We start from the raw sequence: 25,222 nt of genomic DNA on the forward strand, positions 1-25,222 counted from the left end.
GCCCCTGCGGGGATCCGGCCCCGGGGTCGGATCCCGCAGGGGCTCTGACCCCAGCCAACGCGCCGGTTTGGGTGACTTAGAACCAAAAGGAATAACATTCTGGCCCATGGCGCGGGCGCGCAAGCCCCCACGCTGGTAGGCTGCACGCCCCCTTCCGCCACCCAGCCGGTGAGTCACGCCCGTGATCGAGTTCCAGCGCCTGCACAAATCCTATGCCGTTGCCGGCCGCGAAGTCAGCGCGCTGCAACCGCTGGACCTGACCATCGAGGCCGGTGAGGTGTTCGGCATCATCGGCCATTCCGGCGCCGGCAAGTCGACCCTGATCCGCATGATCAACCGCCTGGAAGAGCCCAGCGGTGGACGGCTGTTGATCGGCGGCGAGGATGTCACCGCGCTGGACCCGAACGGCCTGCGCGCGCTGCGTCGGCGCATCGGCATGATCTTCCAGCACTTCAACCTGCTGTCTTCGCGCACGGTGGCGGGCAACGTCGCCTTCCCGCTGGAGCTGGCCGGTACGCCGAAGGCGGAGATCGACGCGCGCGTGGCCGAGCTGCTGCAGACCGTCGGCCTGGAAGCGCATGCGCAGAAATACCCGGCCCAGTTGTCCGGTGGCCAGAAGCAGCGCGTCGGCATCGCCCGTGCGCTGGCTACCCGCCCGCAGATCCTGCTGTGCGACGAGGCGACCAGTGCGCTCGACCCGCAGACCACCGCCTCGGTGTTGTCACTGCTGTCGAAGATCAACCGCGAGCTGGGCCTCACCATCGTGCTGATCACCCACGAGATGGACGTGATCCGCCGCGTCTGCGACCGCGTCGCTGTGCTTGATGCCGGCCAGATGGTCGAGACCGGCCCGGTCACTCGGGTGTTCCTGCACCCGAAGCATCCGACCACGCGCCGTTTCGTCAGCGAATCGGAGCACGTGGATGAAGGCGCGCTGCACCGCGATTTCGACGTCGTCGGCGGTCGCATCGTGCGCCTGACCTTCCTCGGCGGCGACACCTATGAACCCCTGCTCGGCAGCGTCGCCCGCCAGACTGGGGTCGATTACAACATCTTGTCCGGCCGCATCGACCGGATCAAGGACACCCCGTATGGCCAGCTGGTGGTCGCCCTGGTGGGCGGTGACCAGTCCGCCGCGCAGGCCGCATTCGTGGCCGCCGGCGTGCACGTTGAGGAACTGCGTCGATGATCGCCGCCACTGCTGAAGGTTTCTTCCGCCACCTGGATGCGGACAAATGGGTGGATATCGGCAAGGCGACCATCGAGACGCTGCTGATGATGGCCGGTTCGCTGCCACTGACTCTGGCCATTGGTTTGCCGATGGGCGTGTTGTTGTACGTGTTCGGGGCGCCGCAGCTGAAGCGCCGGCCCTTCGCCTACGGCGTGCTGGCGTTGGTGGTGAACCTGCTGCGCTCGGTACCGTTCATCATCCTGATGGTGGTGCTGATCCCGGTGTCGCTGTGGCTGATGGGCCAGTCGATCGGTGTGCTCGGCACGCTGCCCGCACTGGTCATCGGTGCGGCACCGTTCTACGCGCGGCTGGTCGAGACTGCTCTGCGTGAAGTAGACCGCGGTGTGGTCGAGGCGGCACAGGCGATGGGCGCCACCACCTGGCAACTGGTCAGCCGGGTACTGTTGCCCGAAGCTCGCCCGGGCCTGATTGCAGCCGCGACCGTGACCACCGTGGCGCTGGTCGGGTTCACGGCAATGGGCGGTGCGATTGGTTCCGGGGGCCTGGGCGACCTGGCACTTCGCGAAGGCTACCAGCGCAACCGTACCGACGTGGCCTTGGTCACCGTGGTGGTATTGCTGGTGCTGGTGCAGCTGCTGCAGATGCTCGGCGACCGCCTGGTCACGCATTACAGCCGCAAATAATCGGTTCGTCCGCCGGGCCATGCCCGGCGGCGCCATCTCAACGCACGTTCGGCACTTCGTAGCCCAGCTTGCCGACCTGCTCGGGGTGCTGCGGCACCCGCTTGAGCTTGTCGGTGTTGACGCCGTACTCGTCACGCAGGCGCTCGGCGAGCTCCTTGTACAAGGCTTTGTCCATGTCCGGAGTGCGCGAGAAGATCCAGGCCATCTCGCGACCCGGGTAGCCGATCAGCGCCCATGAGTAGTCCGGGGCCACTTCCAGCACGCGCGAATGCGTAGGCACCACGCGATAGAACCAGGTGCGCCAGCCATGGTTGCCGCTGTCCGGGTCGACGCTGGCGCGGGCGCGGACTTCCTGCAGGGGTTCGCCGAAGCCATCGCGGTAGCGGTAGGTGATGCCGACTTTGTGTTCGTCGCGCAGTTCGTACTGGTTGACGCTGGCGACATGGCCGCGTTCGATGAAGTTCGGTACGCGGCCGATCACGTACCAGGTGCCCATGAAGCGCTTCAGGTCGATCGGTTCGTCCAGGGCGGGAGCGCGCGTTGCGCTGGCACGGGGCGACGGCGGCTCACTGGCGGCCATGGCGGGGCCCGCCAGGGACAGGGCCAGCAGCACGGCGCAGAGCGGGCGGATCGAGGTCATGCGGGAGCGTGCTCCAGTGGGCTTGCACGCGCATGGTCGACTGTGTGCACGCGATCCGTCAATGGTGTCGCAACCTGTGAGAAGGGGCTTGCCCAAGCTGTGTTGCATTGTCTACCGGAGAAGCCCCATGAACGCACGTTCCGTCCTTCGCCCTGCAACTGAACGCGTCATCCTCGAGCGTGCCGACCCGCGCCTGCTGCGCAGCGTGCAGCAGTTGGCCCTGGCCGGCCTGGCGCTGGTACTGGTCTGGCCGGCCGCGCGCGGCAGCAGCGCCTGGCTGGGCTGGCTGCCGATGTGGCTGGTGGGCATGCCGCTGGTGGCTTGGTGGGCACTGCTGCGCTTCCCGTTGCCACGCCTGTCGTGGTTGCGGCTGGCACGTCGTACCGGTGGACAGGCGCGACGTCGCAGCGGCGGGACGCCTCGAGGCCGGCGCGGCTCGACGGCCACGGCCTGACCTTCGACACGGGGGCGGCCGCGACGTTCCGTGCTAGCGTTCCTGGGCTTATGACTGCCTGGAGCTGCAATGTCACGACTCGCTTCCGCCTGCCTGTTGGCCGGCATGATGACCGCTGCCTCGGTGGGGACCGCCGTGGCCGCTGAAGAAACCGATCGCTACGCCTGGCTGGAGGACGTCACCGGCGACAAGCCGCTGTCCTGGGTCAAGGAACAGAACGCCAAGTCCGAAGGGCGCCTGGCGCAGACCCCGGCCTTCAAGCAGATGGAGACCAGCATCCGTGAGGTGCTCGACTCCGATGCCAAGATCCCCGGCGTGCAGAAGATCGGCGACTACTACTACAACTTCTGGAAGGACAAGCAGCACGAGCGCGGCCTGTGGCGGCGCACCACGCTGTCCGAATACCGCAAGGCCTCGCCGCAGTGGGAAACCGTGCTCGACCTGGACGCGTTGAACAAGGCCGAGGGCGAGAACTGGGTCTGGCACGGTGCCGACTGCCTGCGCCCGGACTACAGCCGCTGCCTGATCGCGCTGTCGCGCGGCGGTGCCGATGCCGATGTCACCCGTGAGTTCGACCTGTCCAACAAGTCCTGGATCAAGGACGGCTTCTTCCGTCCGGAATCGAAGGGCGGCCTGAACTGGATCGACCGCGACACCGTATTCGTCTACACCGACTTCGGTGCCGGCTCGATGACCACCTCCGGCTACCCGCGCGTGGCCAAGCTGTGGAAGCGTGGTACGCCGATGGCCTCGGCCAGCGTGGTGTACGAAGGCAAGCCGGAAGACATGTACATCGCGGCGATGCACGATGATACTCCGGGCTTCGAGCGCAACCTGGTCAGCCGCACCCTGGCCTTCTACAACAACGAGCTGTACCTGCGTGCCGACAACGGCACGCTGACCAAGATCGACGCGCCGAACTCGGCGGAGAAGGGCCTGCACAAGCAGTGGCTGACCCTGGAGCTGCGTGACGCCTGGACCGTAGGTGGCAAAACCTACGCCTCCGGCTCGCTGCTGGCGACCAAGCTCGACGATTTCCTGGCCGGCAAGCGTGATTTCGAAGTCCTGTTCACCCCGACCGCGACCACCTCGCTGGCCGGTGCGACCTGGACCAAGAGCCACCTGGTGCTGAACGTGCTCGACGACGTCAAGAACCGCCTGTCGGTGCTGACCCCGGGTGCCAGCGGCTGGCAGAAGAGTGAGTTCGTCGGTGCGCCGGCCTTCGGTACCCTGGCCGTGGGCGCGGTGGACAGCAACGACAGCGACGCCGTCTGGCTGACCGCCACGGACTACCTGACCCCGACCACTCTGGCACTGGCCGAGATCGGGAAGGCGCCGGAAGTGCTCAAGACCATGCCGGCCTTCTTCGATGCCAAGGACAAGGTGATCGAACAGCACTTCGCCACCAGCAAGGACGGCACCCGCGTGCCGTACTTCGTGGTGCACGACAAGGCGATGAAGCTGGACGGTTCCAACCCGACCCTGCTGTACGGCTACGGTGGCTTCGAGATCTCGCTGACCCCGAGCTACTCCGGTGGCATGGGTCGCGCCTGGCTGGAAAAGGGCGGCGTGTACGTGGTCGCCAACATCCGTGGCGGTGGTGAGTACGGCCCGCGCTGGCACCAGGCGGCTCTGAAGCAGAACCGTCACAAGGCTTATGAAGACATGGCCGCCGTGGCGCAGGACCTGGTCACCCGCAAGATCACCTCGGCCAAGCACCTGGGCGTGCAGGGCGGCAGCAACGGTGGCCTGCTCACCGGCAACATGCTCACCCAGTACCCGGAGCTGTTCGGTGCGGTGGTGGTGCAGGTACCGCTGCTGGACATGAAGCGCTACAGCCACCTGCTGGCCGGTGCCTCGTGGATGGCCGAGTACGGCAACCCGGACACCAGCGACTGGGAGTTCATCAAGACCTTCTCGCCGTACCATCTGTTCGACGCGAAGAAGGCCTACCCGCCGGTGCTGTTCACCACCTCCACCCGCGATGATCGCGTGCATCCGGGCCACGCCCGCAAGATGGCGGCGAAGATGATCGACGCCGGCAAGGACGTGACCTACTACGAGAACATCGAAGGTGGCCACGGCGGTGCGGCCAACAATGCGCAGGCCGCGCACATGGCTGCACTGGCCTACAGCTTCCTGTGGGAGCGGTTGGGCGGCAAGTAAGCAGAACGGAATAAGCAGAACGGAAAACGCCGCCCCAGGGCGGCGTTTTTCGTTATCGGGTAGCGCCGGGCCATGCCCGGCGAGCGCGGAGCGCGGCAATATGCCGCCGGGCATGGCCCGGCGCTACCGGAATCGCTTCAACCCGCGTGCGATCCGCGCCACCGCTTCCTGCAACCGCGGCACTTCCTGGGTGTAGGCCAGCCGCACGTGCTGGTTGGCGCGGTGGAAGCCGAAATCCAGGCCCGGGGTGAACGCCACGTGTTCGGTTTCCAGGAAGTGCGCACAGAACGCCTGCGCGTCGTCGGTAAACGCGCTGACGTCGGCGTACAGGTAGAACGCACCCTGCGGTTCCACTTCGATGCGGAAACCAAGCTCGCGCAGGGCGGGCAACAGACAATCGCGACGCTCGCGGAACGCTTCGCGGCGCTGCTCGAAGATCGCCATCGATTCCGCGCTGAAGCAGGCCAGCGCAGCGTGCTGGGCGATGCTGGATGCGCTGATGTACAGGTTCTGTGCCAGCTTCTCCAGGTCCGGCACCGCCGCCGGCGGCGCCACCAGCCAACCCAGCCGCCAGCCGGTCATGCCGAAATATTTGGAGAAGCTGTTCAGCACGAACGCGCTGTCATCCACCTGCAGCACGCTGGCTGCGTCCAGGCCGTAGGTCAGGCCGTGATAGATCTCGTCCACCACCAGGTGGCCGCCACGCGCCTGCAGGGCCTTCGATAGTGCGGCCAGTTCGTCGGCGGAGAGCACGGTGCCGGTCGGGTTGGCGGGTGAGGCCACCAGCGCGCCGACACTGTCGGCATTCCAGTGCTGTTCCACCAGCGAGGGAGTGAGCTGGTATGCGGTGTCCGGGCCGACCGGCACCAGCTGCGCGCCGCCTTCCACAAGGCGCAGGAAGTGGCGGTTGCAGGGGTAGCCGGGGTCGGCCAGCAGCCAGTGGCGGCCGGGATCGACCAGCAGGCTGCTGGCCAGCAGCAGCGCCCCGGAACCGCCGGGCGTGACCAGGATGCGTTCGGGATCGATGTCCAGCCCATAGTGGCTGCGATAGAAGCCACTGATCGCCTGGCGCAGGGCCGGCAGGCCGCGCGCGGCGGTATATCGGGTGTGGCCGGCGGCCAGCGCAGCCTGGCCGGCGCGTACGACCGGTTCGGCGGTGGTGAAGTCCGGTTCGCCGATCTCCAGGTGGATCACATCATGGCCGGCCTGTTCCAGCGCCTGTGCGCGGGCCAGCAGGGACATCACGTGGAACGGGGCGATTTCATGGCTGCGCCGGCTGTAGCCCGGCGTGTGGGGCAGGGTGCTCATGCAGCCATGGTACGCGGCGTGCCGGGGTCGGATCCCATTTGCGTGCAAAAGGGCTCTGACCCGGAGGAGGGGCGCGCGCGATCCATGACGATCCGCAGGGTTGCCGCATTGCCGGGATTGGGGTCAGATCCCTTTTCGGGAAAAGGGATCTGACCCCGTCGAAGACCATTGCATTGATGCACCAGGAGCCTTATCTCATGAAATCCACCCTCTGCCTGTTGCTTGCCAGCCTGATGACCACCACCGCTACCGCCGCCACTCCGCCCGTTCCGCCGGATGCCGCCAAGCATCCGCACGTGGTCAAGGCGCCGTTCGGCGCGACCCGCAACGATGACTATTACTGGCTGCGCGACGACAAGCGCGAGAACAAGGACATGCTGGCCTACCTGCAGGCCGAGAATGCCTATGCCGACCAGCTGCTGGCACCGCTGAAGCCACTGGAAGACACCCTGTACAAGGAGATCGTCGGCCGCATCAAGCAGGACGATTCCAGTGTGCCGGCGCGTGAGCGCGGCTACTGGTACTACAGCCGCTACGAGACCGGCCAGGACTACCCCATCCATGCGCGCCGCAAGGGTGCGATGGAAGCGCCCGAGGAGATCCTGCTCGACGTCAATGCACTGGCCGCCGGCAAGGGTTACTTCAGTGTCGGCTCGATGGAGGTCAGCCAGGACAACCAGCTGTTGGCCTGGGCAGATGATGACGTCGGCCGCCGCCAGTACACCATCCGCTTCAAGGACCTGCGCACCGGCCAGGTGCTGCCCGATGTGATCAGCGGCAGCTCCGGTGATCTGGTCTGGGCCGACGACAACCGCACCGTGCTGTACGTCGAGAACGATCCGGAAACGCTGTTGACCGTGCGCGTGAAGAAGCACGTGCTGGGCACACCGGCCAGTGCCGACACCGTCGTCTACGAAGAGAAGGACGACAGTTTCTACATGGGCATCGGCCGCACCCGCGACGACCGCTTCATCACCATCGGCGTGCACAGCACCGTGTCCTCGGAGGAGCGCTACGCGCCGGCCAGTGATCCGACCACCTTCACCGTGCTTGCGCCGCGCCAGCGCGATGTCGAGTATGACGCTGACCACTACGATGGCCGCTGGGTGATCCGCACCAACGACGGTGCGAAGAACTTCAAGCTGGTCACCGCGCCTACCGATGCCACCTCGCGCTCGCAGTGGCAGGACTGGATCGCGCACGACGCTGCGGTGTTCATCGAAGGCTTCGAGCTGTTCGACAGCTATACCGCCATCGCCGAACGTTCCGAGGGCCTGGAGCGCATCCGCCTGCTGTTCAAGGATGGCCGCAGCGATTACGTGAAGGCTGATGAGCCGGCGTATTCGATGGGCCTGGGCGACAACACCGAGGCCGATACGCCGTGGTTGCGTTACGTCTACACCTCGATGACCACGCCGACCACGGTGTTCGAGCTGAACACTGCCACGGGCGAGCGCCGTCAGCTGAAGCAGCAGCCGGTGATCGGCTATGACGTATCGAAGTACGAAACCGACCGCGTGTGGATCACCGCCCGCGACGGGGTCAAGGTGCCGGTGTCGCTGGTCTACCGCAAGGGCTACCAGAAGGATGGCAAGGGCGCGCTGTTCCAGTACGCCTACGGCAGCTACGGCATGTCGATGGACCCGTACTTCAACCAGACCGCGGTGAGCCTGCTCGATCGCGGCGTGGTGTATGCCATTGCGCATATCCGCGGCGGCCAGGAAATGGGCCGTGACTGGTACGAGAACGGCAAGCTGCTGCACAAGCAGAACACCTTCAACGATTTCATCGACGTCACCCGTGGCCTGGTGGCACAGGGATGGGCGGCGAAAGATCGCGTGGCCGCCTCCGGTGGCAGCGCCGGCGGCCTGCTGATGGGCGCGGTGGCCAACCAAGCGCCGCAGGACTATCGGGTGATGGTGGCGCAGGTGCCGTTCGTCGACGTGGTCACCACCATGCTCGACCCGACCATTCCGCTGACCACCAACGAATACGACGAGTGGGGCAACCCGGAGCAGAAGCCGTACTACGACTACATGCTGTCCTACTCGCCCTATGACAACGTGAAGAAGCAGGCCTACCCGGCGCTGTTCGTGGGCACCGGCCTGTGGGATTCGCAGGTGCAGTACTGGGAGCCGGCCAAGTGGGTGGCCAAGCTGCGTGACGACAACACCGGTCATCTTCCGATCCTGTTCCGCACCAACATGGAAGCTGGTCACGGTGGCAAGTCGGGGCGCTTCCAGCGCTACCGTGAGCTGTCCGAGTCATACGCCTTCGTGCTGCAGCAGTTGGGTATCCAGGACCCGGCCGGCGCCGCTGCGGCGGAATGAGGCACGGTGGCGGCGGTGATATCGCCGCCGCCACCGCTCTGGGTATCCTTGTGCGATGAGCCAGCCCGACCCACCCGTTGCCAAAGCATCGTCCGCGCCGGTCCGGCCGGTACGTTTCCGCTGGGCCTGGTGGCTGCTGGCGTACGTCAGCCTCGGCACCGGCATCGTCGGCATCTTCGTGCCGGGCCTGCCGACCACCGTATTCATCCTGATCTCGGCCTGGGCCGCTTCGCGCGGTTCCGAGCGCCTGCACAACTGGTTGCTGCAACACCCGCGTTTCGGCCCGGCCATCGCCAACTGGCAGGCGCATGGCGCGGTCAGCCGTTATGGCAAGTGGATGGCCACGGTCACCATGGCGGTGTGCGCCGGCATCATGCTGTGGTGCGTGCCGATCGCCTGGGTGAAGTGGTTCTCGATCGGAAGCATGACCGTGGTGGCGATCTGGTTGTGGACCCGGCCGTTGCCGCCACCCGAGTAACGTCCCCCGCCGGGCATGATCCGGCGCTACCAGGGGGCCCGGTTGCGGTGGCGCCGGGCCATGCCCGGCGGATGCGCGGCACGGCACCCTGCACCAACCGCTCAGCCGCCAATGGCTATACTCGGGGCATGAAGATCCCCCATCGAAACGCCATCCTGATTCCGCTGGCAGCGGCTTCGCTGCTGCTCCTCGCCGCCTGCGGCAACAAGGGCCCGCTGGTACTGCCGCAGAAGCCGGTGCCGGTGGAAGAACTGGTCGAACCGGTTGCCGAGCCCGCCAACGAAGCGACTCCGGCGGAGACCCAGGGCACCGGCACCCCGGCCACGACCGTGGACCCGGCCGCGCCGACGACCCAGCCGGCGCCTGCGCCCGCGAAGAAGGTGGGCAGCGGGAATGAGTGAGGCCGGTTCCAAGGCGCTGCGTTTCAGCAAGATGCACGGCGCGGGCAATGATTTCGTAGTGATCGACCTGCGTGACGGCACCGTGCCGCCTACGCCCGAGCTGGCCGCGCGCCTGGCCGATCGCCACACCGGTGTCGGCTGCGATCAGATCCTGACCATCGAAGCGCCGCGTGCGGAAGGCTCGGTGGCTTCGTACCGGATCTGGAATGCCGATGGTTCCAATTCCGAACAGTGTGGCAACGGTGCGCGCTGCATCGCCGCCTGGCTGGTGCGCGAGGGCAGTGCACAGGGCGATGCGTTCGTCATCGACAGTCCGCTGGCCAGCCACGATGTGAAGGTGCTGGGCGATGGCCAGTACGCGGTGACCATGGGCGTGCCCGCGTTCGAGCCGGCCAACGTGCCGCTGGTGGGCTTCGCCCATCCGCGCGAGGAATACCTGCTGCCGCTGCAGGGCGAGACCGTGCGTTTTGCCGCAGTGTCGATGGGCAATCCGCACGCGGTGATTGAAGTCGGCCTGATCGATGCCGCACCGGTCGAGCGCGTCGGTTCGCTGCTGCAGCAGCATGCGTCGTTCCCGCGTTCGGTGAACGTGGGCTTCGCCCAGGTGATGAGCCCCGCGCATGCACGCCTGCGCGTGTTCGAGCGCGGCGTCGGCGAAACCCTGGCCTGCGGCAGCGGTGCCTGTGCCGCTGCGGTGACCCTGATGCAGCGTGGCCGCTTGCAGCGCGATGCGCGCATCAGCCTGCCCGGTGGTGACCTCCGCATCCAGTGGCCGGGTGATGGCCAGCCTGTGGTAATGGCCGGCCCGACTGCATTCGTCTTCGAAGGGGAGTGGATCGCATGACCGAAACCGTCGACAAGCTCGGGGCCCACGAAGTTGCTGCCTGGTTGCGGCGTCATCCCGGCTTCCTCAAGCAGTTCCCGGACCTGGCCCTGACCCTGGTGGTGCCCCGCGATGACGGCCCGACCGCATCGCTGGCCAGCTACCAGCTGGAAGTGCTGCGTGAGAAGAACCGCGAGCTCGCGCGACGCTTGGCCGATCTGGGCGCCACCGCACAGGTCAACGAGCGTCTGGCGGTGCGTACGCACCAGCTGGCCCTGGCGCTGATGAAGCAGGACAGCGCCGCCGACACCCTGCGTGCGATGGCCGCCTCGCTGCAGGAAGACTTCGCCGGCGACCTGGTGCGGTTGGTGGTGCACACGCCGGTGGCGGGACTGGAACAGGCCGATTGGCTGCAGGTGATCGCCGCCGATGATGCGCAGCTCGGTCCGTTCCGCGATTGCCTGAAGGACGGCGAGCCGATCTGTGGCCGCCTGCAGCCGGAAAAGAACGCCGTGCTGTATGGCGTACGCAGCGAAGAAGTGCAGACCACCGCATTGCTGCCACTGCCGGGCGTAGGCCTGATCGCGGTCGGCAGCCATGACCCGAACCGCTTCTACCCGGGCATGGGCACGCTGTTCCTGCGCATGATGGGCGATGCGCTGGTCACCGGCCTGAAGCGCTTCCCGGGCTGAGCAGGACACGACGATGAGCGCGGTACAGGCCTTCCTGCAGCACCTGCAGGTGGAGCGGCGGATGTCGGCGCATACGCTTGATGCCTATCGCCGCGACCTGGACGCTCTGTCGGTGTGGGCCGAGCCGCGGGGCGTGGTGGTGGAAGCACTCGATGCCGAAACGCTGCGCCAGTTCGTCGCCGATGAACACCGCCGCGGACTGTCGGCCAAGAGCCTGCAGCGCCGCTTGTCTGCCTGCCGCAGCTTCTACGCCTGGCTGCTCAAGCACGACCGTATCGAGGTCAACCCGGCGGCGACGCTGAAGGCGCCGCGCGCGCCACGTCGGCTGCCGCAGGTGCTCGATGCCGATGAGGCCGTGCAGCTGGTTGAACTGGAGCCCGAGGGTGAACTCGGCCGTCGTGATCGCGCGTTGCTGGAACTGTTCTATTCCTCCGGCCTGCGCCTGAGCGAAGTGTGTGCGTTGACTTGGCGCGATCTTGATTTTGCCAGCGGCCTGGTCAACGTGATGGGCAAGGGCAATCGCCAGCGCCGGGTGCCGTTCGGCCGACCAGCGCGCGAAGCGCTGCAGGCATGGCGTGCGGAAAGTGGTGGTGGCCCGGCAATGCCGGTGTTTCCCGGTCGCAACGGGTCGATCAGCCAACGCGCGGTGCAGATCCGCATCCGCCAGCTGGCGCAGCGCCAGGGCCTGTTCAAGCACGTGCATCCGCACATGCTGCGGCATAGTTTCGCCAGCCATATCCTGGAATCCTCCGGCGACCTGCGCGGCGTGCAGGAGTTGCTCGGCCATGCCGACATCGCCACCACGCAGATCTATACCCACCTCGATTTCCAGCATCTGGCCAAGGTCTACGACGCCGCGCATCCACGTGCGAAGCGTCGCAGCAAGGACGACAAGGCTGAATAGACCGCCCTTGATCTGGATCAGGGCTGGGCGGATGCAACCGGCGCACCGTGGCCGCAGGCCACGAGGAAACTGCCTGCCATGGCGAAGCCCATTCCGCTGCACCCCAGGCATCCCGAGCGCATCTGCTGGGGCTGCGACCGCTACTGCGCGGCTGACGCGCTGGCCTGCGGCAATGGTTCCGGCCGGACCCAGCATCCGATCGAGACGCAGGGGGAGGACTGGTACATTGCCTGGGGCATCGAGCCCAATCCGGAGCGGCCGTCGCAGGCAAAACGTTGAACGACAGGCGTTCCACGTTCGGGCGGCGGGGTCCGCGCGCATTGCGATGCGTTCGTTGAAAGGGCGCCCGCCTGCCCATGGCGCGCCGCCAAGCGCTGAACGGCAGCCATCCGCACAGGCTTGATCGCACCCGGCGCTGTCCCCATCTCCCGGGAACAGCTATCGGAGGCCGCATGGACCCCAGTCAGAATCCCAACGTTTTCCACGCCACCACCATCGTCTGCGTCCGTCGCGGCGAGCACGTGGCCATTGCCGGCGACGGCCAGGTCACGCTGGGCCACACCGTGATGAAGGGCAATGCGCGCAAGGTGCGACGCCTTGGCCGTGACGGCCAGGTGCTGGCCGGCTTCGCCGGTGCCGCCGCCGATGCCTTCACCCTGTTCGAGCTGTTCGAGGCCAAGCTGGAAAAGCACGGCCAGCTGCAGCGCGCTGCGGTCGAGCTGGCCAAGGATTGGCGCACCGAGCGCCGTCTGGGCAAGCTCGAAGCCCTGCTGGCCGTGGCCGACAAGGAAACCTCGCTGATCATCAGCGGCACCGGTGATGTGATCGAGCCGGAGGACGGCATCATCGCCATCGGTTCCGGTGGTTCCTATGCACTGTCGGCCGCCCGCGCGCTGATGGCGCACACCGAACTGGATGCGCGCACCATCGCCAGTGAAGCGATCGGCATCGCCGGCGACATCTGCATCTATACCAACCGCAACGTGGTGGTCGAGGAGCTGTAACGCTCCCCGATCCGCCGGGCATGGCCCGGCGCTACCGACAACGAATTCGTGAGCACATCCATGTCGAAGATCGAAGTTTCCTCCGCCACCATGACCCCGCGCGAGATCGTGCAGGAGCTGGACCGGCATATCGTGGGCCAGCACGACGCCAAGCGCGCGGTGGCCATCGCCCTGCGCAACCGCTGGCGTCGCATGCAGCTGGTGCCTGAGCTGCGCAATGAGGTGATGCCGAAGAACATCCTGATGATCGGCCCGACCGGCGTCGGCAAGACCGAGATCGCACGCCGCCTGGCCACGCTGGCCAACGCGCCGTTCGTCAAGGTCGAAGCAACCCGCTTCACCGAAGTCGGCTACGTCGGCAAGGACGTCGAGCAGATCATCCGTGACCTGGCCGATACCGCAGTGAAGCTTTACCGCGAACAGGCCAAGGTGCGCGTGCGTACCCAGGCCGAAGAGCGCGCCGAAGACCGCATCCTTGATGCGCTGCTGCCGCGACGTAGTGGCGGCATCGGTTTCGATCCGGAGGTGGCGCGCAACGAGCCGTCGGCACAGGACAACGAGACCCGCATCAAGTTCCGCAAGATGCTGCGCAATGGTGAGTTGGACGACCGCGAGATCGAGCTCGACCTGGCCGCCAACGTCAGCATGGACATCATGACCCCGCCGGGCATGGAGGAAATGGGCCAGCAGCTGAAGTCGATGTTCGCCAACCTCGGTGGTGGCGCCAAGGCGCACAAGCGCACGCTGACCATCAAGGCCGCGCGTCCGCTGCTGATCGAAGAAGAAGCCGGCAAGCTGGTCAACGAGGACGACATCCGTACCGCGGCGATCGAAGCCTGCGAGCAGCACGGCATCGTTTTCATCGACGAGATCGACAAGGTCGCCAAGCGTGGTGACAACGTGGGTGGTGGCGACGTCTCGCGCGAAGGCGTGCAGCGCGACCTGCTGCCGCTGGTGGAAGGCTCCAACGTGTCCACCAAGTACGGCACGATCAAGACCGACCACATCCTGTTTATTGCCTCCGGCGCATTCCACCTGGCCAAGCCCAGCGACCTGATTCCCGAGCTGCAGGGTCGTTTCCCGATCCGTGTCGAGCTGGGTGCGCTGAGCAAGAACGATTTCGTGCGCATCCTGACCGAACCGAAGGCCGCGCTGACCAAGCAGTACGAGGCGCTGCTGGCTACCGAGGGCGTCAAGGTCAGCTTCACCGCCGATGCCATCGATCGCCTGGCCGAGATCGCCTTCCAGGTGAACGAGCGCCAGGAGAACATCGGTGCGCGCCGCCTGCACACCGTGCTGGAGCGGTTGCTGGATTCGCTCAGCTACGAAGCACCGGACCGTGATGGCGAGACCCTTGCAATCGACAGCGCCTACGTCGATACGCACCTGGGCGAGCTGGTGCAGGATCCGGACCTCAGCCGCTACATCCTGTAACGCAGAAGGCCGCTATCCGATGGGGTCGGATCCCTCGCTGTGGCGAGGGCTCTGACCCCGGCCGCTGCAACATGGAAGGCTGCCGCAAGGCGGCCTTCTTCGTTGATGGTCAGCGCGATTGCCGTGTGCGGTAGGCCTGCAGCACCTGATCCATCACCGCATTGGTGCGGGCGGCGCTGACGCCGGTTGACGGCGAGTGGCCGTTGCCACGCAGCTCATCGACCAGAGTGGCGATCAACGGCTGCTGGATCGACGGCGGGTTCGGGATGTCGAACGCCTGCACGCCGGCCTCGGTCTCCAGTACTACCGGAACATCATCGAAGGTGGCAAAGCGCAGCTGACCGTGGTCGCCGGTGATCTCGACCTCATCCTGGCGGCGGAACGCGCAGAAACTCCACTGCGCGATGCCATGCACCCCGCGACCGGCACGAAAGCACATCGAGACGCTGTCCTCGGCGGCATACGCGCCTGCCTGCGAACTGGCCAGGCCACGCACATCGGTCAAAGGCCCGAGCAGGTGATCGAGCAGGTCCAGGGTGTGCGAGCCCAGATCAACGAACAGGCCGCCGCCGGAGATTGCCGGGTTGGTCCGCCAGAAGTCCGGCGACGTGGCATTCGCCGAGTGCGGTCGATGCAGGGTGGCGCGCACGCTGCGCGGTTCACCGATCGCGCCGCTGTCCAGCAGCTGCTTCACCTTCTCGAAGCGGGGCAGGGCGCGGCGGTAATAGGCTACGAACACCGGTACGCCGCTGCGTGCGCTGGCCTCCATGATGCATTTGCACTGGTCATGGTCCATGGCCATCGGCTTTTCGATGTAGACCGGCTTGCCCGCGGCAATCGCCTTCAATGCGTAGTGCATGTGCGTGGAAGGCGGCGTCGCAACGTAGATCGCGTTCACTTCCGGATCGGCGATGAGCGCATCGGCATCGGCGTACCAGCGGGGAATCGCATGGCGCCGTGCGTAGTCTTCGGCCAGTGCCGCATTGCGGCGCATCACCGCGGCCACCCGTGAGTCGGGCGCGCCGGCCAGAGCCGGGCCGCTTTTCTTCTCGGTGACGCTGCCGCAACCGATGAAGCCCCACGCCACATTGTCCAGGATCATGGGGCCGTCCTCACATGGGGCCGTCGTGGCGGCAGCAATGCCGCTCACGCCTCCGGCAGCGGCTCGGGTACTGTGCCCGGCACGAACACGCCTTCCTTCACGTAGGCGGCCAGGGTCATGTCCAGCGCCAGCATGCCATCGCGCTTGAGGTCCATCAGGTCCGGTTCGACCATCGCCCCGTGCAGCACGCCCAGTACCGTGGCATGCAGCATGCGTGCGGCGATCTTCGGGTCCGCACCCTCGCGCAGCTGGCCCAGGTCCTGGGCACGGCGCAGGGCGCGTTCCATGCGGTCCAGGGCATCGCGGAAGCCGCTCTGCTGCAGTTCGGTCAGCACCCTGGTGTCGGCCGAGGCATCGCTGCGCAGCATGATTTCCATGGTCTTGCGCAGGCGCTCGTCCTCGGACAGCTCGATGAACGAGTGGATCATCACCGCGCGCAGGTCATGCACCGGGGTGTCGCGCTGGTCGGTGGAGGTGCGCTCCAGTTCCTGCATGAAAGGCAGGTGCACGCGCTCGACGATCGCGGTCAGCACCTCGCTCTTGTTCTTGAAGTGCCAGTAGACCGCGCCGCGGGTATAGCCGGCACGGGCACCGATCATCTCCAGCGTGGTACGGGCCACGCCGTGTTCATGGAAGCAGGCTTCGGCGGCGTCAAGGATGCCTTCCCGGGTTGCCTGGGTGTCCTCTTTGGTCTTGCGGGCCATGGGTAGGTACGAGTGCGGGTGAAACGTGGCTGAATTGTACCTGTTTACAAACAAACACGCATGTATGTATATTTCGTTCCCATCATTCCCGTCGTGTGCGTGGCAGGCCGGCCCGGCCCACCCACGCCGCATCGGGTGGGCGCTGTTTGCACGGTCTTCACTGTTTCTGGTGGAGGGTCCGCCGTATCAGTGCTCGCTGAGACCCTTTCCTTCAAGAGCCCTTCCGTCATGTTGCTGAGCCGAATCCGACCCTTTGCACTGTCGCTGGCGATCGCCGCGACCGTGGCTGCCTGTGGCGGCCAACCCCAGGCCCCCGAACAGGGCCCGGGCGATGTCACCGTGGTCACGTTGAAGTCCGAAACCGTGGGCCTGACCCGCGAACTGCCGGGCCGCACCAACGCCTTCCTGGTGGCCGAAGTGCGCCCGCAGGTCAACGGCATCGTCGCCAAGCGCCTGTTCACCGAGGGTGGAATGGTCAAGGCCGGCGAGCCGCTGTACCAGATCGAGGATGCGAGCTATCGCGCCCAGGCCAACAGCGCCCGTGCCCAGCTGGCCCGCGCCGAAGCCACCGCCAATGCGGCGCGGCTGAGCGCCAAGCGCATCACCGAACTGGCCAAGGTCGACGCGGTCAGCCAGCAGGATCTGGAAAACGCCGTGGCCGCGCAGAAGCAGGCCGAAGCAGACGTCGGCGCCGCCAAGGCAACGCTGGATGCAGCCAACGTCACCCTTGGCTATGCGCGCATCACTGCGCCGATCAGCGGCCGTATCGGCAAGTCCAGTGTTACCCAAGGTGCGCTGGTCAGCGCCGGCCAGGCCACGGCGCTGGCTACCGTGCAGCAGCTGGACCCGATCTATGTCGACCTGACCCAGTCCTCGGCCGAGCTGCTGCAGCTGCGCCGCGAACTGGCCGCCGGCCGCCTGCAGGACAACCAGCAGACCCCGGTCAGCATCCTGATGGAAGACGGTAGCGAATTCGCCCACAAGGGCACGCTGGAGTTCTCCGAAGTCAGCGTCGATCCGGCCACTGGCAGCTTCGCGCTGCGGGTCAAGGTCGAAAATCCCGATGGCCTGCTGATGCCGGGCATGTACGTGCGCGCGGTGATCGGCGGCGGCGTGCGCAGCGATGCGGTGCTGGTGCCGATGCAGGGCATCGCCCGTGACCCGAAGGGCGATACCAGTGCGATGGTGGTCGGCAAGGACAACAAGGTCGAAGTGCGCCCGGTCAAGGTCAGCCGCACCGTCGGCGACAAGTGGCTGGTCGAGGACGGCTTGAAGCCCGGCGACAAGGTCATCGTCGAGGGCCTGCAGAAGATCGGCCCGGGCATGCCCGTGAACGTCACCGAACAGGGCGCCGCTCCGGCCAAGCCGGCCGCCGCCCAACCTGCAGCTGCGGCCGCAGGCGCGAAGTAAGCGGAGAACCCCATGGCACGTTTCTTCATCGATCGACCCATCTTCGCGTGGGTCATCGCGATCATCATCATGCTCGCCGGCGGCCTGGCCCTGTTCAAGCTGCCGATCTCGATGTATCCCAACGTCGCGCCGCCGGCGGTGGAAATCAGCGCCAGCTATCCGGGTGCGTCGGCCAAGGTGGTCGAAGACTCGGTGACGCAGATCATCGAGCAGAACATGAAGGGCCTTGATGGCCTGATCTACTTCTCCTCCAACAGCTCGTCCAACGGCCAGGCCACCATCACCCTGACCTTCGAGAGCGGCACCAACCCGGACATCGCCCAGGTGCAGGTGCAGAACAAGCTGCAGCTGGCCATGCCGCTGCTGCCGCAGGAAGTACAGCGGCAGGGCATCAACGTGGCCAAGTCCAGCTCGGGCTTCCTCAACGTCATCGCCTTCGTGTCCGAAGACGGCAGCATGGATGCCAACGACATCGCCGACTACGTCGGTTCCAATGTCGTCGACCGTCTCAGCCGCGTGCCGGGCGTGGGCAACATCCAGGTATTCGGTGGCAAGTACGCCATGCGCATCTGGCTGGACCCGAACAAGCTGCACACCTATGGCCTGTCGGTTCCGGAAGTGACCGCCGCGATCAAGGCGCAGAACGCACAGGTGGCCATCGGCCAGCTGGGTGGTGCGCCGTCGGTGAAGGGCCAGCAGCTCAACGCCACCATCAATGCGCAGTCGCGCCTGCAGACTCCGGAACAGTTCCGCAACATCATCGTGCGCGGTGCGCAGGACGGTGCCGAACTGCGCCTGGGCGATGTTGCCCGCGTCGAGCTGGGCGCCGAGTCGTACGACTTCGTCACCCGCTACAACGGGCAGCCGGCCAGCGGCCTGGCGGTCACCCTGGCCACCGGCGCCAACGCACTGGATACCGCTGCCGGTGTCGATGAGACCCTGAAGGAGCTGGAAGGCTTCTTCCCGGCCGGCCTGAAGGCCGAGATCCCGTACGACACCACTCCGTTCGTGCGCGTGTCGATCAAGGGTGTGGTGCAGACCCTGCTCGAAGCGATCGTGCTGGTGTTCGTGGTGATGTACCTGTTCCTGCAGAACTTCCGCGCCACCCTGATCCCGACCATCGCCGTGCCGGTGGTGCTGCTGGGTACCTTCGGCGTGCTCTCGGTGCTGGGCTTCTCGGTGAACATGCTGACCATGTTCGCGATGGTGCTGGCCATCGGCCTGCTGGTGGACGATGCCATCGTGGTGGTGGAGAACGTCGAGCGCATCATGTCCGAAGAAGGACTATCGCCGCTGGAGGCCACCCGCAAGTCGATGGGCCAGATCACCGGCGCACTGGTGGGTATCGGTCTCGTGTTGTCGGCGGTGTTCGTGCCGATGGCCTTCATGAGCGGCTCCACCGGCGTGATCTACCGGCAGTTCTCGGCCACGATCGTTTCGGCGATGGCATTGTCGGTGCTGGTGGCGATCGTTCTGACCCCGGCACTGTGCGCCACCATGCTCAAGCCGCTGAAGAAGGGCGAGCACCACGTTGCACACAAGGGCTGGTCGGGCCGCTTCTTCAATGGCTTCAACCGCGGCTTCGACCGCACCAGCGAAAGCTACCAGCGTGGCGTGCGCGGCATCCTGCACCGCCCGTGGCGGTTCATGGGCATCGTCGCCGCACTGTTCCTGCTGATGGGCGTGCTGTTCGTGCGCCTGCCCAGCTCGTTCCTGCCCAATGAAGACCAGGGCGTGCTGATGGCGCTGGTGCAGGCACCGGTCGGTGCTACCCAGGAGCGCACGCTGGAGTCGATCGCCGCGCTTGAAAAGCACTTCATGGAAAACGAGAAGGACGCGGTCGAGTCGGTGTTTTCGGTGCAGGGCTTCAGCTTCGCCGGCATGGGCCAGAACGCGGGCATGGCCTTCGTCAAGCTGAAGGACTGGAAGGACCGTGATGCCGACAACGGCGTGATGCCGATCACCGGCCGCGCGATGGCAGCACTGGGCCAGATCAAGGATGCCTTCATCTTTGCCTTCCCGCCGCCGGCCATCCCAGAACTGGGCACCGCCTCGGGCTACACCTTCTTCCTGAAGGACAACAGCGGCCAGGGTCATGAAGCCCTGGTGGCGGCGCGCAACCAGCTGCTGGGCCTGGCGGCCCAGAGCAGCAAGCTGGCCAACGTGCGTCCGAACGGCCAGGAAGACACGCCGCAGTTCCGCATCGATATCGATGTGGCCAAGGCGACGTCGCTGGGGCTGTCGATCGACCAGATCAACACCACCCTGGCCACTGCGTGGGGCAGCTCATACATCGATGACTTCGTCGATCGCGGCCGCGTCAAGCGCGTATTCGTGCAGGCCGACCAGGCGTTCCGCATGGTGCCGGAGGACTTTGATCTCTGGTCGGTGAAGAACGACAAGGGCGAGATGGTTCCGTTCAGCGCCTTCGCCAGCAAGCGCTGGGACTACGGTTCGCCACGCCTGGAGCGCTACAACGGCGTGTCGGCCACCGAGATCCAGGGTGAGCCGGCGCCGGGCGTGGCCTCCGGTGATGCGATGGCCGAGATCGAACAGCTGGCCAAGCAGCTGCCGCAGGGCTTCGGCGTCGAGTGGACGGCGATGTCCTACCAGGAACGCCAGGCCGGCTCGCAGACACCGCTGCTGTACACGCTGTCGCTGATGATCGTGTTCCTGTGCCTTGCGGCCCTGTATGAAAGCTGGAGCGTGCCGACCTCGGTGCTGCTGGTTGCGCCGCTGGGCATCCTCGGTGCAGTGCTGGCCAATACCTTCCGCGGCATGGAACGCGACATCTACTTCCAGGTGGCGATGCTGACCACGGTGGGCCTGACCAGCAAGAACGCGATCCTGATCGTCGAATTCGCCAAGGAAAATCTGGAGAAGGGCGCGGGGCTGATCGAAGCGACGATGCATGCGGTCCGCGACCGCCTGCGTCCGATCATCATGACCTCGCTGGCCTTCGGCATGGGCGTGCTGCCGCTGGCGATCTCCAGCGGTGCCGGCTCCGGCGCCAAGCAGGCGATCGGCACCGGCGTGCTCGGCGGCATGGTCGTCGGCACGGTGCTCGGCGTGTTCTTCGTGCCGCTGTTCTTCGTCGTGGTGCAGCGCGTGTTCAAGCGCAAAACCGCCGAATGATGAAATCAGGCAGCGCCGGGCCATGCCCGGCGGATGTCTCACCGCGTAGCAGCCGGGTACGGCCCGGCGCTACCACCGTGATCCCCAAGGTGTTGCCATGAAGCTTCATTCCATTGCTGTTTCCATCGCCGCCGCGCTCGTGCTGGCCGGCTGCTCCACCCTGGTGCCGAAGGACACCGCCGTTGCGCCTGCCATTCCGGCGCAGTGGCCGGCCGAGGCCGCGCAGGGCCAGGTGGCTGACGTCGCCGCCGTCGGCTGGCGCGACTTCTTCACCGATGCGCGCCTGCAGCAGGTGATCGACCAGTCCCTGCAGAACAACCGCGACCTGCGTGTGGCGGTGCTCAATGTTGAACGTGCGCGTGGCCAGTACCGCGTGCAGCGCGCTGATCGCGTGCCGGGCGTGGCCGTTACCGGCCAGATGGATCGCCGTGGTACGGACGCTGGCGTCACCGAGCAGTTCACTGCCGGTGTTGGTGTGGCGGAGTTCGAGCTGGACCTGTTCGGTCGCGTGCGCAATCTCAGCGAGGCCGCCCTGCAGCAGTACTTCGCCGTGGCTGCGAACCGTCGCAACGCGCAGCTGAGCCTGGTCGCCGAGACCGCCACCGCGTGGTTGACCTACGGTGCGGACGCGCAGCGATTGAAGATCGCCGAAGCGACGCTGAAGACCTACGAGGATTCACTGCGACTGGCCGAGGCCCGCCACGAACGCGGTGGCAGTTCGGCACTGGAGCTGACCCAGACCCGCACCCTGGTCGAAACCGCACGCACCGACGCCGCACGCCTGCGTGGCCAGCTGGCCCAGGACCGCAACGCGCTGGCGCTGCTGGCCGGTGGCCAGCTCGACCCGGCGCTGCTGCCCGACGCTGTGGCGCCGAGCCTGCTGGCACTGGCGCCGCCGCCGGCCGGGCTGCCCAGCGACGTGCTGCTGCAACGCCCGGACATCATGTCCGCCGAGCATCAGCTGTTGGCCGCCAACGCCAGCATCGGTGCGGCGCGCGCGGCGTTCTTCCCGAGCATCTCGCTGACCGGCAGCATCGGCAGCGGTTCGAACGAACTGTCCAACCTGTTCGATAGTGGCACCCGCGTATGGAGCTTCCTGCCGAAGATCACTCTGCCGATCTTCCAGGGCGGCAAGCTGCGCGCGAACCTGGCCATCGCCAATGCCGATCGTGACATTGCATTGGCGCAGTACGAGAAGGCGATCCAGGTGGGCTTCCGCGAGACCGCCGACGCACTGGCGCTGAATGTCAGCCTGGATGAACAGGTCGCCTCGCAGCAGCGCCTGGTCGAGGCTGCCGAGCAGGCCAACCGCCTGTCGCAGGCACGCTATGACGCCGGCCTGGACAGCTTCGTGACCCTGCTCGACGCACGTCGTACCGCCTACAACGCGCAGCAGACGCAGCTGCAGGCGCAGCTGGCCCAGCAATCCAACCGCATCACCCTGTACAAGGTGCTGGGCGGCGGCTGGCACGAGCGCGGATAAGCAGCGCTTCTGGTAGGTGCCAACCTTGGTTGGCACGGATGCGTCAGCGCAGGCGGCCGGCATTGTGCCAACCAAGGTTGGCACCTGCCAGAGCAGGTAGCGCTACCTTCAGACCGCTTCATCATCCCGGCGCACGCCATGGCAGGCGCGCACGCGCGCCAGCGCGTCACCGGCCTCGCGGGCCATCTGCTCGTACTCGGCGCGGATCTCCTCCAGGCGCTCTTCGTCCAGCTCTTCCAGGTCCAGAAGCTCGTTGTTGGCTTCGGCTGTCGCCCGGATCAGCTCGTCCAGCTTGATCTGCATCGCCGCGGTATCGGCGTTCTGCGTGTGCTGGATCAGGAACACCATCAGAAAGGTGATGATCGTGGTGCCGGTGTTGATCACCAGCTGCCAGGTGTCGTTGAAGCCAAACACGGGCCCGCTGATGCCCCATATCACCACGATCATCACCGCAGCCAGGAAGGTCCACGGCGAACCGGTGGCGGCCGCAGCCTTCTTGGCGATCGTATTGAACAGGTTTCTTGCTTTCATCGTCGTCGTCCCACTCAGGTGACGAGGATGATCGGCAGTGGCCCGTGCAGGGGCCGTGCAGCCGTAGTTCGGCTCAGGCGCGCAGGCGCGGAGCGTCCTGCAGCCGCACCGGGCTGGTCTGGTAGACATGCTGCCAGCAGCGGTCTACGAACTCGCGGGCCTGGGACTCGCTCAGCCTCGGCATGATCTGCAGCGCGTACTGGGTCTGGAACATCTCGTCGCGCTGGGCATTGCTTGCGCGCGGTTGGGTGATCAGCGAATCGCAGGCGAACTTGATCCACGGCACGTAGGAACCGAACGAGTTGTGCGGCAGTGCGCCGTCGGCATGCTGGCGGCGCCAGTGATCAAGCTCGGCATCGACATTGATGACCGGGGGAATGGTGGGGACTTCAGCGTGCATGTCGATCCAATCGGTTGAGGTGGATGGGAGTGGGGGTTCATCGCAGTGTGGCGTATGCGCCGGTGCATGCCGCGTCAGCGCGGCGTGCAGCCGGTGTTGCCATCGAGCAGCTGCGCGCGGGTCACGGCACCGAGGTCTTCGGCGATGTCGGCCATGGCATTGCACAGCCGCACATGATCACGCGGATGGGCGCGGATCACTTCCTGCTGCAGTCCCTGGTAAGCGGTCCAGAACGGCGCGGTGCGTCGATGCAGCGCGAACTGCTGCGTCAATCGGTCGCGGATGCCGGCAAGGGCCGGGTCTGATGCAGGGCGTAGGGCGAGCGCGCACATGGCTGGCTCCGCCGGGGAAAGGGGCCCCGGTGATTCCACCCTAGGTGCGATGGCGGGCTCGGGTGTTACCGGCGCGTGTGCATGCCAGGCAACTGACTGTGCACTGGTTCACGGTGATGGCTGCAAACGCTGCCGGCACAAGGATGTGCCGGCACTGAAGCGTTCATTAAGCGGGTTCAACAGGAGGCTGCGCGGTGTTCATTCACCGATGTCTTCGTTCCAGATCTCCGGGTGCTGCGCAATGAAGCCGCCCAGCAGGTCCACGCATTCCTGGCTGTCCAGGTCGATCACCTTGACGCCGTTTTCGCGCAGCCAGTCGATGCCGCCCTGGAAGGTGCGCGATTCGCCGACCACCACGGTGCCGATGTTGAACTGGCGCACCAGGCCCGAGCAGTACCAGCACGGCGCCAGGGTGGTGACCATGATGGTGTCCTGGTAACGGCGCTGGCGGCCGGCCTTGCGGAAGGCATCGGTCTCGCCATGCACTGACGGGTCGCCTTCCTGCACGCGGCGGTTGTGGCCGCAGCCGAGCAGACGGCCGTCGTTGTGGTACAGCGCCGCGCCGATCGGCACGCCACCCTCGGCCAGGCCCTGGCGGGCTTCGGCGATGGCGGTCTGCAGCAGGGCCTGGTAGTCGGGCGTGGTGATCATGCGGGGCTCCGGTAAGTCATGGCCCGCCATGATACGGGCAGGGGGTGCCGATGGCCCCCGGCGGTGCGATAATCGGGGCATGAGCGAATCCCCCTACAAATCCGGTACCACCCATTTCGGGTTCCGCGACGTCGCCGCCAAGGACAAGCAGAAGCTGGTCGGCCAGGTGTTCACGTCGGTCGCGCGCAACTACGACCTGATGAACGACCTGATGAGCATGGGCGTGCACCGGGCGTGGAAGCGCTACTACGTCGCCACTGCGCAGGTGAAGCCGGGTGACCGCGTGCTCGATCTGGCCGGCGGCACAGGTGACATCGCCGCGCTGCTGAAAGAGCGCGTCGGCGCCGAAGGTTCGGTGGTGCTGGGCGACATCAACGCCGGCATGCTGTCGGTCGGCCGCGACCGCCTGACCAACCGCGGCCTGGTGCTCGGCCTGGACTACGTGCAGTGCAATGCCGAAGCCCTGCCGTTCCCGGACAACAGCTTCGACCTGGTGACCATTGCCTTTGGCCTGCGCAACGTGACCGACAAGGACGCCGGCCTGCGCGAGATGTACCGCGTGCTGAAGGTCGGCGGCCAGGCCCGCGTGCTGGAGTTCTCCGAAGTCACCGCCGACTGGTTCAAGCCGATCTACGACTTCCACTCGTTCAAGATCCTGCCGAAGCTGGGCAAGCTGTTCGCCAACGATTCGGACAGCTACCAGTACCTGGCCGAGAGCATCCGCAAGCACCCGCCGCAGGAAGAGCTGAAGGCGATGATGGGGCAGGCCGGTTTCGAGCGCTGCCACTACAAGAACCTGACCGGCGGCATCGTCTCGATCCATTCCGGCTACAAGCTGTAAGCCCCGCTTTGGTAGGTGCCAACTTTGGTTGGCACACGCCCGTCCGCGAGCGATGACAGATCCGTGCCAACCAAGGTTGGCACCTACCGGTAGAGGCCAACCTTGGTTGGCATGCGCCCGAGGC

The 25,222-nt window shown here is 66.1% G+C and carries 25 protein-coding genes; 17 read left to right on the forward strand and 8 right to left on the reverse strand.

The window, feature by feature from the left end; genetic code table 11:
• The first annotated feature begins 181 nt into the window (after positions 1–181).
• Entirely contained in the window at positions 182–1,189 is a 1,008-nt protein-coding gene (locus tag AC13GA_RS13665) for a methionine ABC transporter ATP-binding protein (RefSeq protein ID WP_046984996.1), read from the forward strand.
• The gene (locus AC13GA_RS13670) at positions 1,186–1,875 is read left to right on the forward strand and encodes a methionine ABC transporter permease (RefSeq protein ID WP_046984997.1); all 690 of its coding nucleotides are present in this window, start codon (positions 1,186–1,188) and stop codon (positions 1,873–1,875) included. The genes AC13GA_RS13665 and AC13GA_RS13670 overlap by 4 nt, the downstream gene beginning before the upstream one ends.
• A 37-nt stretch (positions 1,876–1,912) precedes the next feature.
• Here AC13GA_RS13670 and AC13GA_RS13675 read toward each other — a convergent pair whose 3' ends face one another.
• Complete coding sequence (locus AC13GA_RS13675; protein ID WP_046984998.1) at positions 1,913–2,515, reverse strand: lipocalin family protein; 603 nt, start codon at positions 2,513–2,515, stop codon at positions 1,913–1,915.
• 127 nt (positions 2,516–2,642) lie between these two features.
• On the opposite strand from AC13GA_RS13675, the gene AC13GA_RS13680 reads away from it, so the two are divergent.
• Both AC13GA_RS13680 and AC13GA_RS13685 read left to right on the forward strand, forming a co-directional pair.
• Complete coding sequence (locus AC13GA_RS13680) at positions 2,643–2,969, forward strand: hypothetical protein (protein WP_046984999.1); 327 nt, start codon at positions 2,643–2,645, stop codon at positions 2,967–2,969.
• A gap of 69 nt (positions 2,970–3,038) precedes the next feature.
• Positions 3,039–5,135: a prolyl oligopeptidase family serine peptidase gene (locus AC13GA_RS13685; protein ID WP_482998359.1), complete on the forward strand. Its 2,097-nt coding sequence runs from the start codon at positions 3,039–3,041 to the stop codon at positions 5,133–5,135.
• 123 nt (positions 5,136–5,258) lie between these two features.
• Here AC13GA_RS13685 and AC13GA_RS13690 read toward each other — a convergent pair whose 3' ends face one another.
• A complete protein-coding gene (locus tag AC13GA_RS13690; protein WP_482998360.1) occupies positions 5,259–6,443 on the reverse strand; it encodes a pyridoxal phosphate-dependent aminotransferase in 1,185 nt (394 codons plus the stop codon).
• Positions 6,444–6,640: 197 nt separating this feature from the next.
• Here AC13GA_RS13690 and AC13GA_RS13695 point away from each other — a divergent pair, with 197 nt between their 5' ends.
• From AC13GA_RS13695 to hslU, 9 genes are all read left to right on the forward strand, one after another.
• Positions 6,641–8,773, forward strand: coding sequence for a S9 family peptidase (locus AC13GA_RS13695; RefSeq protein ID WP_046985002.1), 2,133 nt, complete (start codon positions 6,641–6,643; stop codon positions 8,771–8,773).
• A gap of 55 nt (positions 8,774–8,828) precedes the next feature.
• Entirely contained in the window at positions 8,829–9,251 is a 423-nt protein-coding gene (locus AC13GA_RS13700; protein ID WP_046985003.1) for a YbaN family protein, read from the forward strand.
• A 128-nt stretch (positions 9,252–9,379) separates the two neighbouring features.
• Positions 9,380–9,652, forward strand: a complete 273-nt coding sequence (lptM, locus tag AC13GA_RS13705; RefSeq protein ID WP_012512147.1) for an LPS translocon maturation chaperone LptM — start codon at positions 9,380–9,382, stop codon at positions 9,650–9,652.
• Positions 9,645–10,496: a diaminopimelate epimerase gene (gene dapF / locus AC13GA_RS13710; protein WP_482998361.1), complete on the forward strand. Its 852-nt coding sequence runs from the start codon at positions 9,645–9,647 to the stop codon at positions 10,494–10,496. Before lptM ends, dapF begins: the two co-directional genes overlap by 8 nt.
• Positions 10,493–11,167: a DUF484 family protein gene (locus AC13GA_RS13715; protein ID WP_482998362.1), complete on the forward strand. Its 675-nt coding sequence runs from the start codon at positions 10,493–10,495 to the stop codon at positions 11,165–11,167. The genes dapF and AC13GA_RS13715 overlap by 4 nt, the downstream gene beginning before the upstream one ends.
• 13 nt (positions 11,168–11,180) lie before the next feature.
• Complete coding sequence (gene xerC / locus AC13GA_RS13720) at positions 11,181–12,071, forward strand: tyrosine recombinase XerC (RefSeq protein ID WP_046985005.1); 891 nt, start codon at positions 11,181–11,183, stop codon at positions 12,069–12,071.
• Between the two features lie 78 nt (positions 12,072–12,149).
• Positions 12,150–12,350 (forward strand): DUF3079 domain-containing protein, encoded by a 201-nt coding sequence (locus AC13GA_RS13725; RefSeq protein WP_046985006.1) that lies wholly within the window; start codon positions 12,150–12,152, stop codon positions 12,348–12,350.
• A 173-nt stretch (positions 12,351–12,523) separates the two neighbouring features.
• Entirely contained in the window at positions 12,524–13,075 is a 552-nt protein-coding gene (gene hslV / locus AC13GA_RS13730; RefSeq protein WP_005411093.1) for an ATP-dependent protease subunit HslV, read from the forward strand.
• 60 nt (positions 13,076–13,135) lie between these two features.
• On the forward strand, positions 13,136–14,509 hold the full coding sequence (gene hslU, locus AC13GA_RS13735; protein WP_046985007.1) for an ATP-dependent protease ATPase subunit HslU: 1,374 nt from the start codon (positions 13,136–13,138) through the stop codon (positions 14,507–14,509).
• A gap of 109 nt (positions 14,510–14,618) precedes the next feature.
• On the opposite strand, the gene AC13GA_RS13740 is transcribed toward hslU, so the two are convergent.
• Together AC13GA_RS13740 and smeT are read right to left on the reverse strand one after the other, a co-directional pair.
• Positions 14,619–15,611 (reverse strand): Gfo/Idh/MocA family protein, encoded by a 993-nt coding sequence (locus AC13GA_RS13740; protein WP_482998363.1) that lies wholly within the window; start codon positions 15,609–15,611, stop codon positions 14,619–14,621.
• 44 nt (positions 15,612–15,655) lie between these two features.
• Positions 15,656–16,315 carry an efflux transporter SmeDEF transcriptional repressor SmeT gene (smeT, locus tag AC13GA_RS13745; protein ID WP_046985009.1) on the reverse strand — a complete coding sequence of 220 codons (660 nt, stop codon included), beginning with the start codon at positions 16,313–16,315 and terminating at the stop codon, positions 15,656–15,658.
• Positions 16,316–16,543: 228 nt separating this feature from the next.
• Between smeT and smeD the strand changes: the two genes are divergently transcribed.
• From smeD to smeF, 3 genes are all read left to right on the forward strand, one after another.
• Entirely contained in the window at positions 16,544–17,725 is a 1,182-nt protein-coding gene (gene smeD / locus AC13GA_RS13750) for a multidrug efflux RND transporter periplasmic adaptor subunit SmeD (protein WP_046985010.1), read from the forward strand.
• 12 nt (positions 17,726–17,737) lie between these two features.
• Positions 17,738–20,860: a multidrug efflux RND transporter permease subunit SmeE gene (gene smeE / locus AC13GA_RS13755; protein ID WP_480982203.1), complete on the forward strand. Its 3,123-nt coding sequence runs from the start codon at positions 17,738–17,740 to the stop codon at positions 20,858–20,860.
• Between the two features lie 97 nt (positions 20,861–20,957).
• On the forward strand, positions 20,958–22,343 hold the full coding sequence (smeF, locus tag AC13GA_RS13760) for a multidrug efflux RND transporter outer membrane subunit SmeF (protein ID WP_046985012.1): 1,386 nt from the start codon (positions 20,958–20,960) through the stop codon (positions 22,341–22,343).
• Between the two features lie 108 nt (positions 22,344–22,451).
• Here the strand turns inward: smeF and AC13GA_RS13765 are convergent, their stop codons facing one another.
• The 4 genes from AC13GA_RS13765 to AC13GA_RS13780 all read right to left on the reverse strand — a co-directional run bounded on the left by AC13GA_RS13765 (position 22,452) and on the right by AC13GA_RS13780 (position 24,257).
• Complete coding sequence (locus AC13GA_RS13765) at positions 22,452–22,874, reverse strand: low affinity iron permease family protein (RefSeq protein WP_012512139.1); 423 nt, start codon at positions 22,872–22,874, stop codon at positions 22,452–22,454.
• A 73-nt stretch (positions 22,875–22,947) separates the two neighbouring features.
• Positions 22,948–23,274 carry a hypothetical protein gene (locus AC13GA_RS13770; RefSeq protein WP_006393104.1) on the reverse strand — a complete coding sequence of 109 codons (327 nt, stop codon included), beginning with the start codon at positions 23,272–23,274 and terminating at the stop codon, positions 22,948–22,950.
• Between the two features lie 74 nt (positions 23,275–23,348).
• Positions 23,349–23,606: a hypothetical protein gene (locus AC13GA_RS13775; protein ID WP_295382056.1), complete on the reverse strand. Its 258-nt coding sequence runs from the start codon at positions 23,604–23,606 to the stop codon at positions 23,349–23,351.
• Between the two features lie 198 nt (positions 23,607–23,804).
• The gene (locus tag AC13GA_RS13780) at positions 23,805–24,257 is read right to left on the reverse strand and encodes a nucleoside deaminase (RefSeq protein ID WP_046985014.1); all 453 of its coding nucleotides are present in this window, start codon (positions 24,255–24,257) and stop codon (positions 23,805–23,807) included.
• Positions 24,258–24,336: 79 nt separating this feature from the next.
• Here AC13GA_RS13780 and ubiE point away from each other — a divergent pair, with 79 nt between their 5' ends.
• The gene (gene ubiE / locus AC13GA_RS13785) at positions 24,337–25,098 is read left to right on the forward strand and encodes a bifunctional demethylmenaquinone methyltransferase/2-methoxy-6-polyprenyl-1,4-benzoquinol methylase UbiE (RefSeq protein WP_136639030.1); all 762 of its coding nucleotides are present in this window, start codon (positions 24,337–24,339) and stop codon (positions 25,096–25,098) included.
• The last annotated feature ends 124 nt before the right edge of the window (positions 25,099–25,222 follow it).

The sequence above is a fragment of the Stenotrophomonas sp. 22DLJC03 genome, assembly GCF_056861405.1.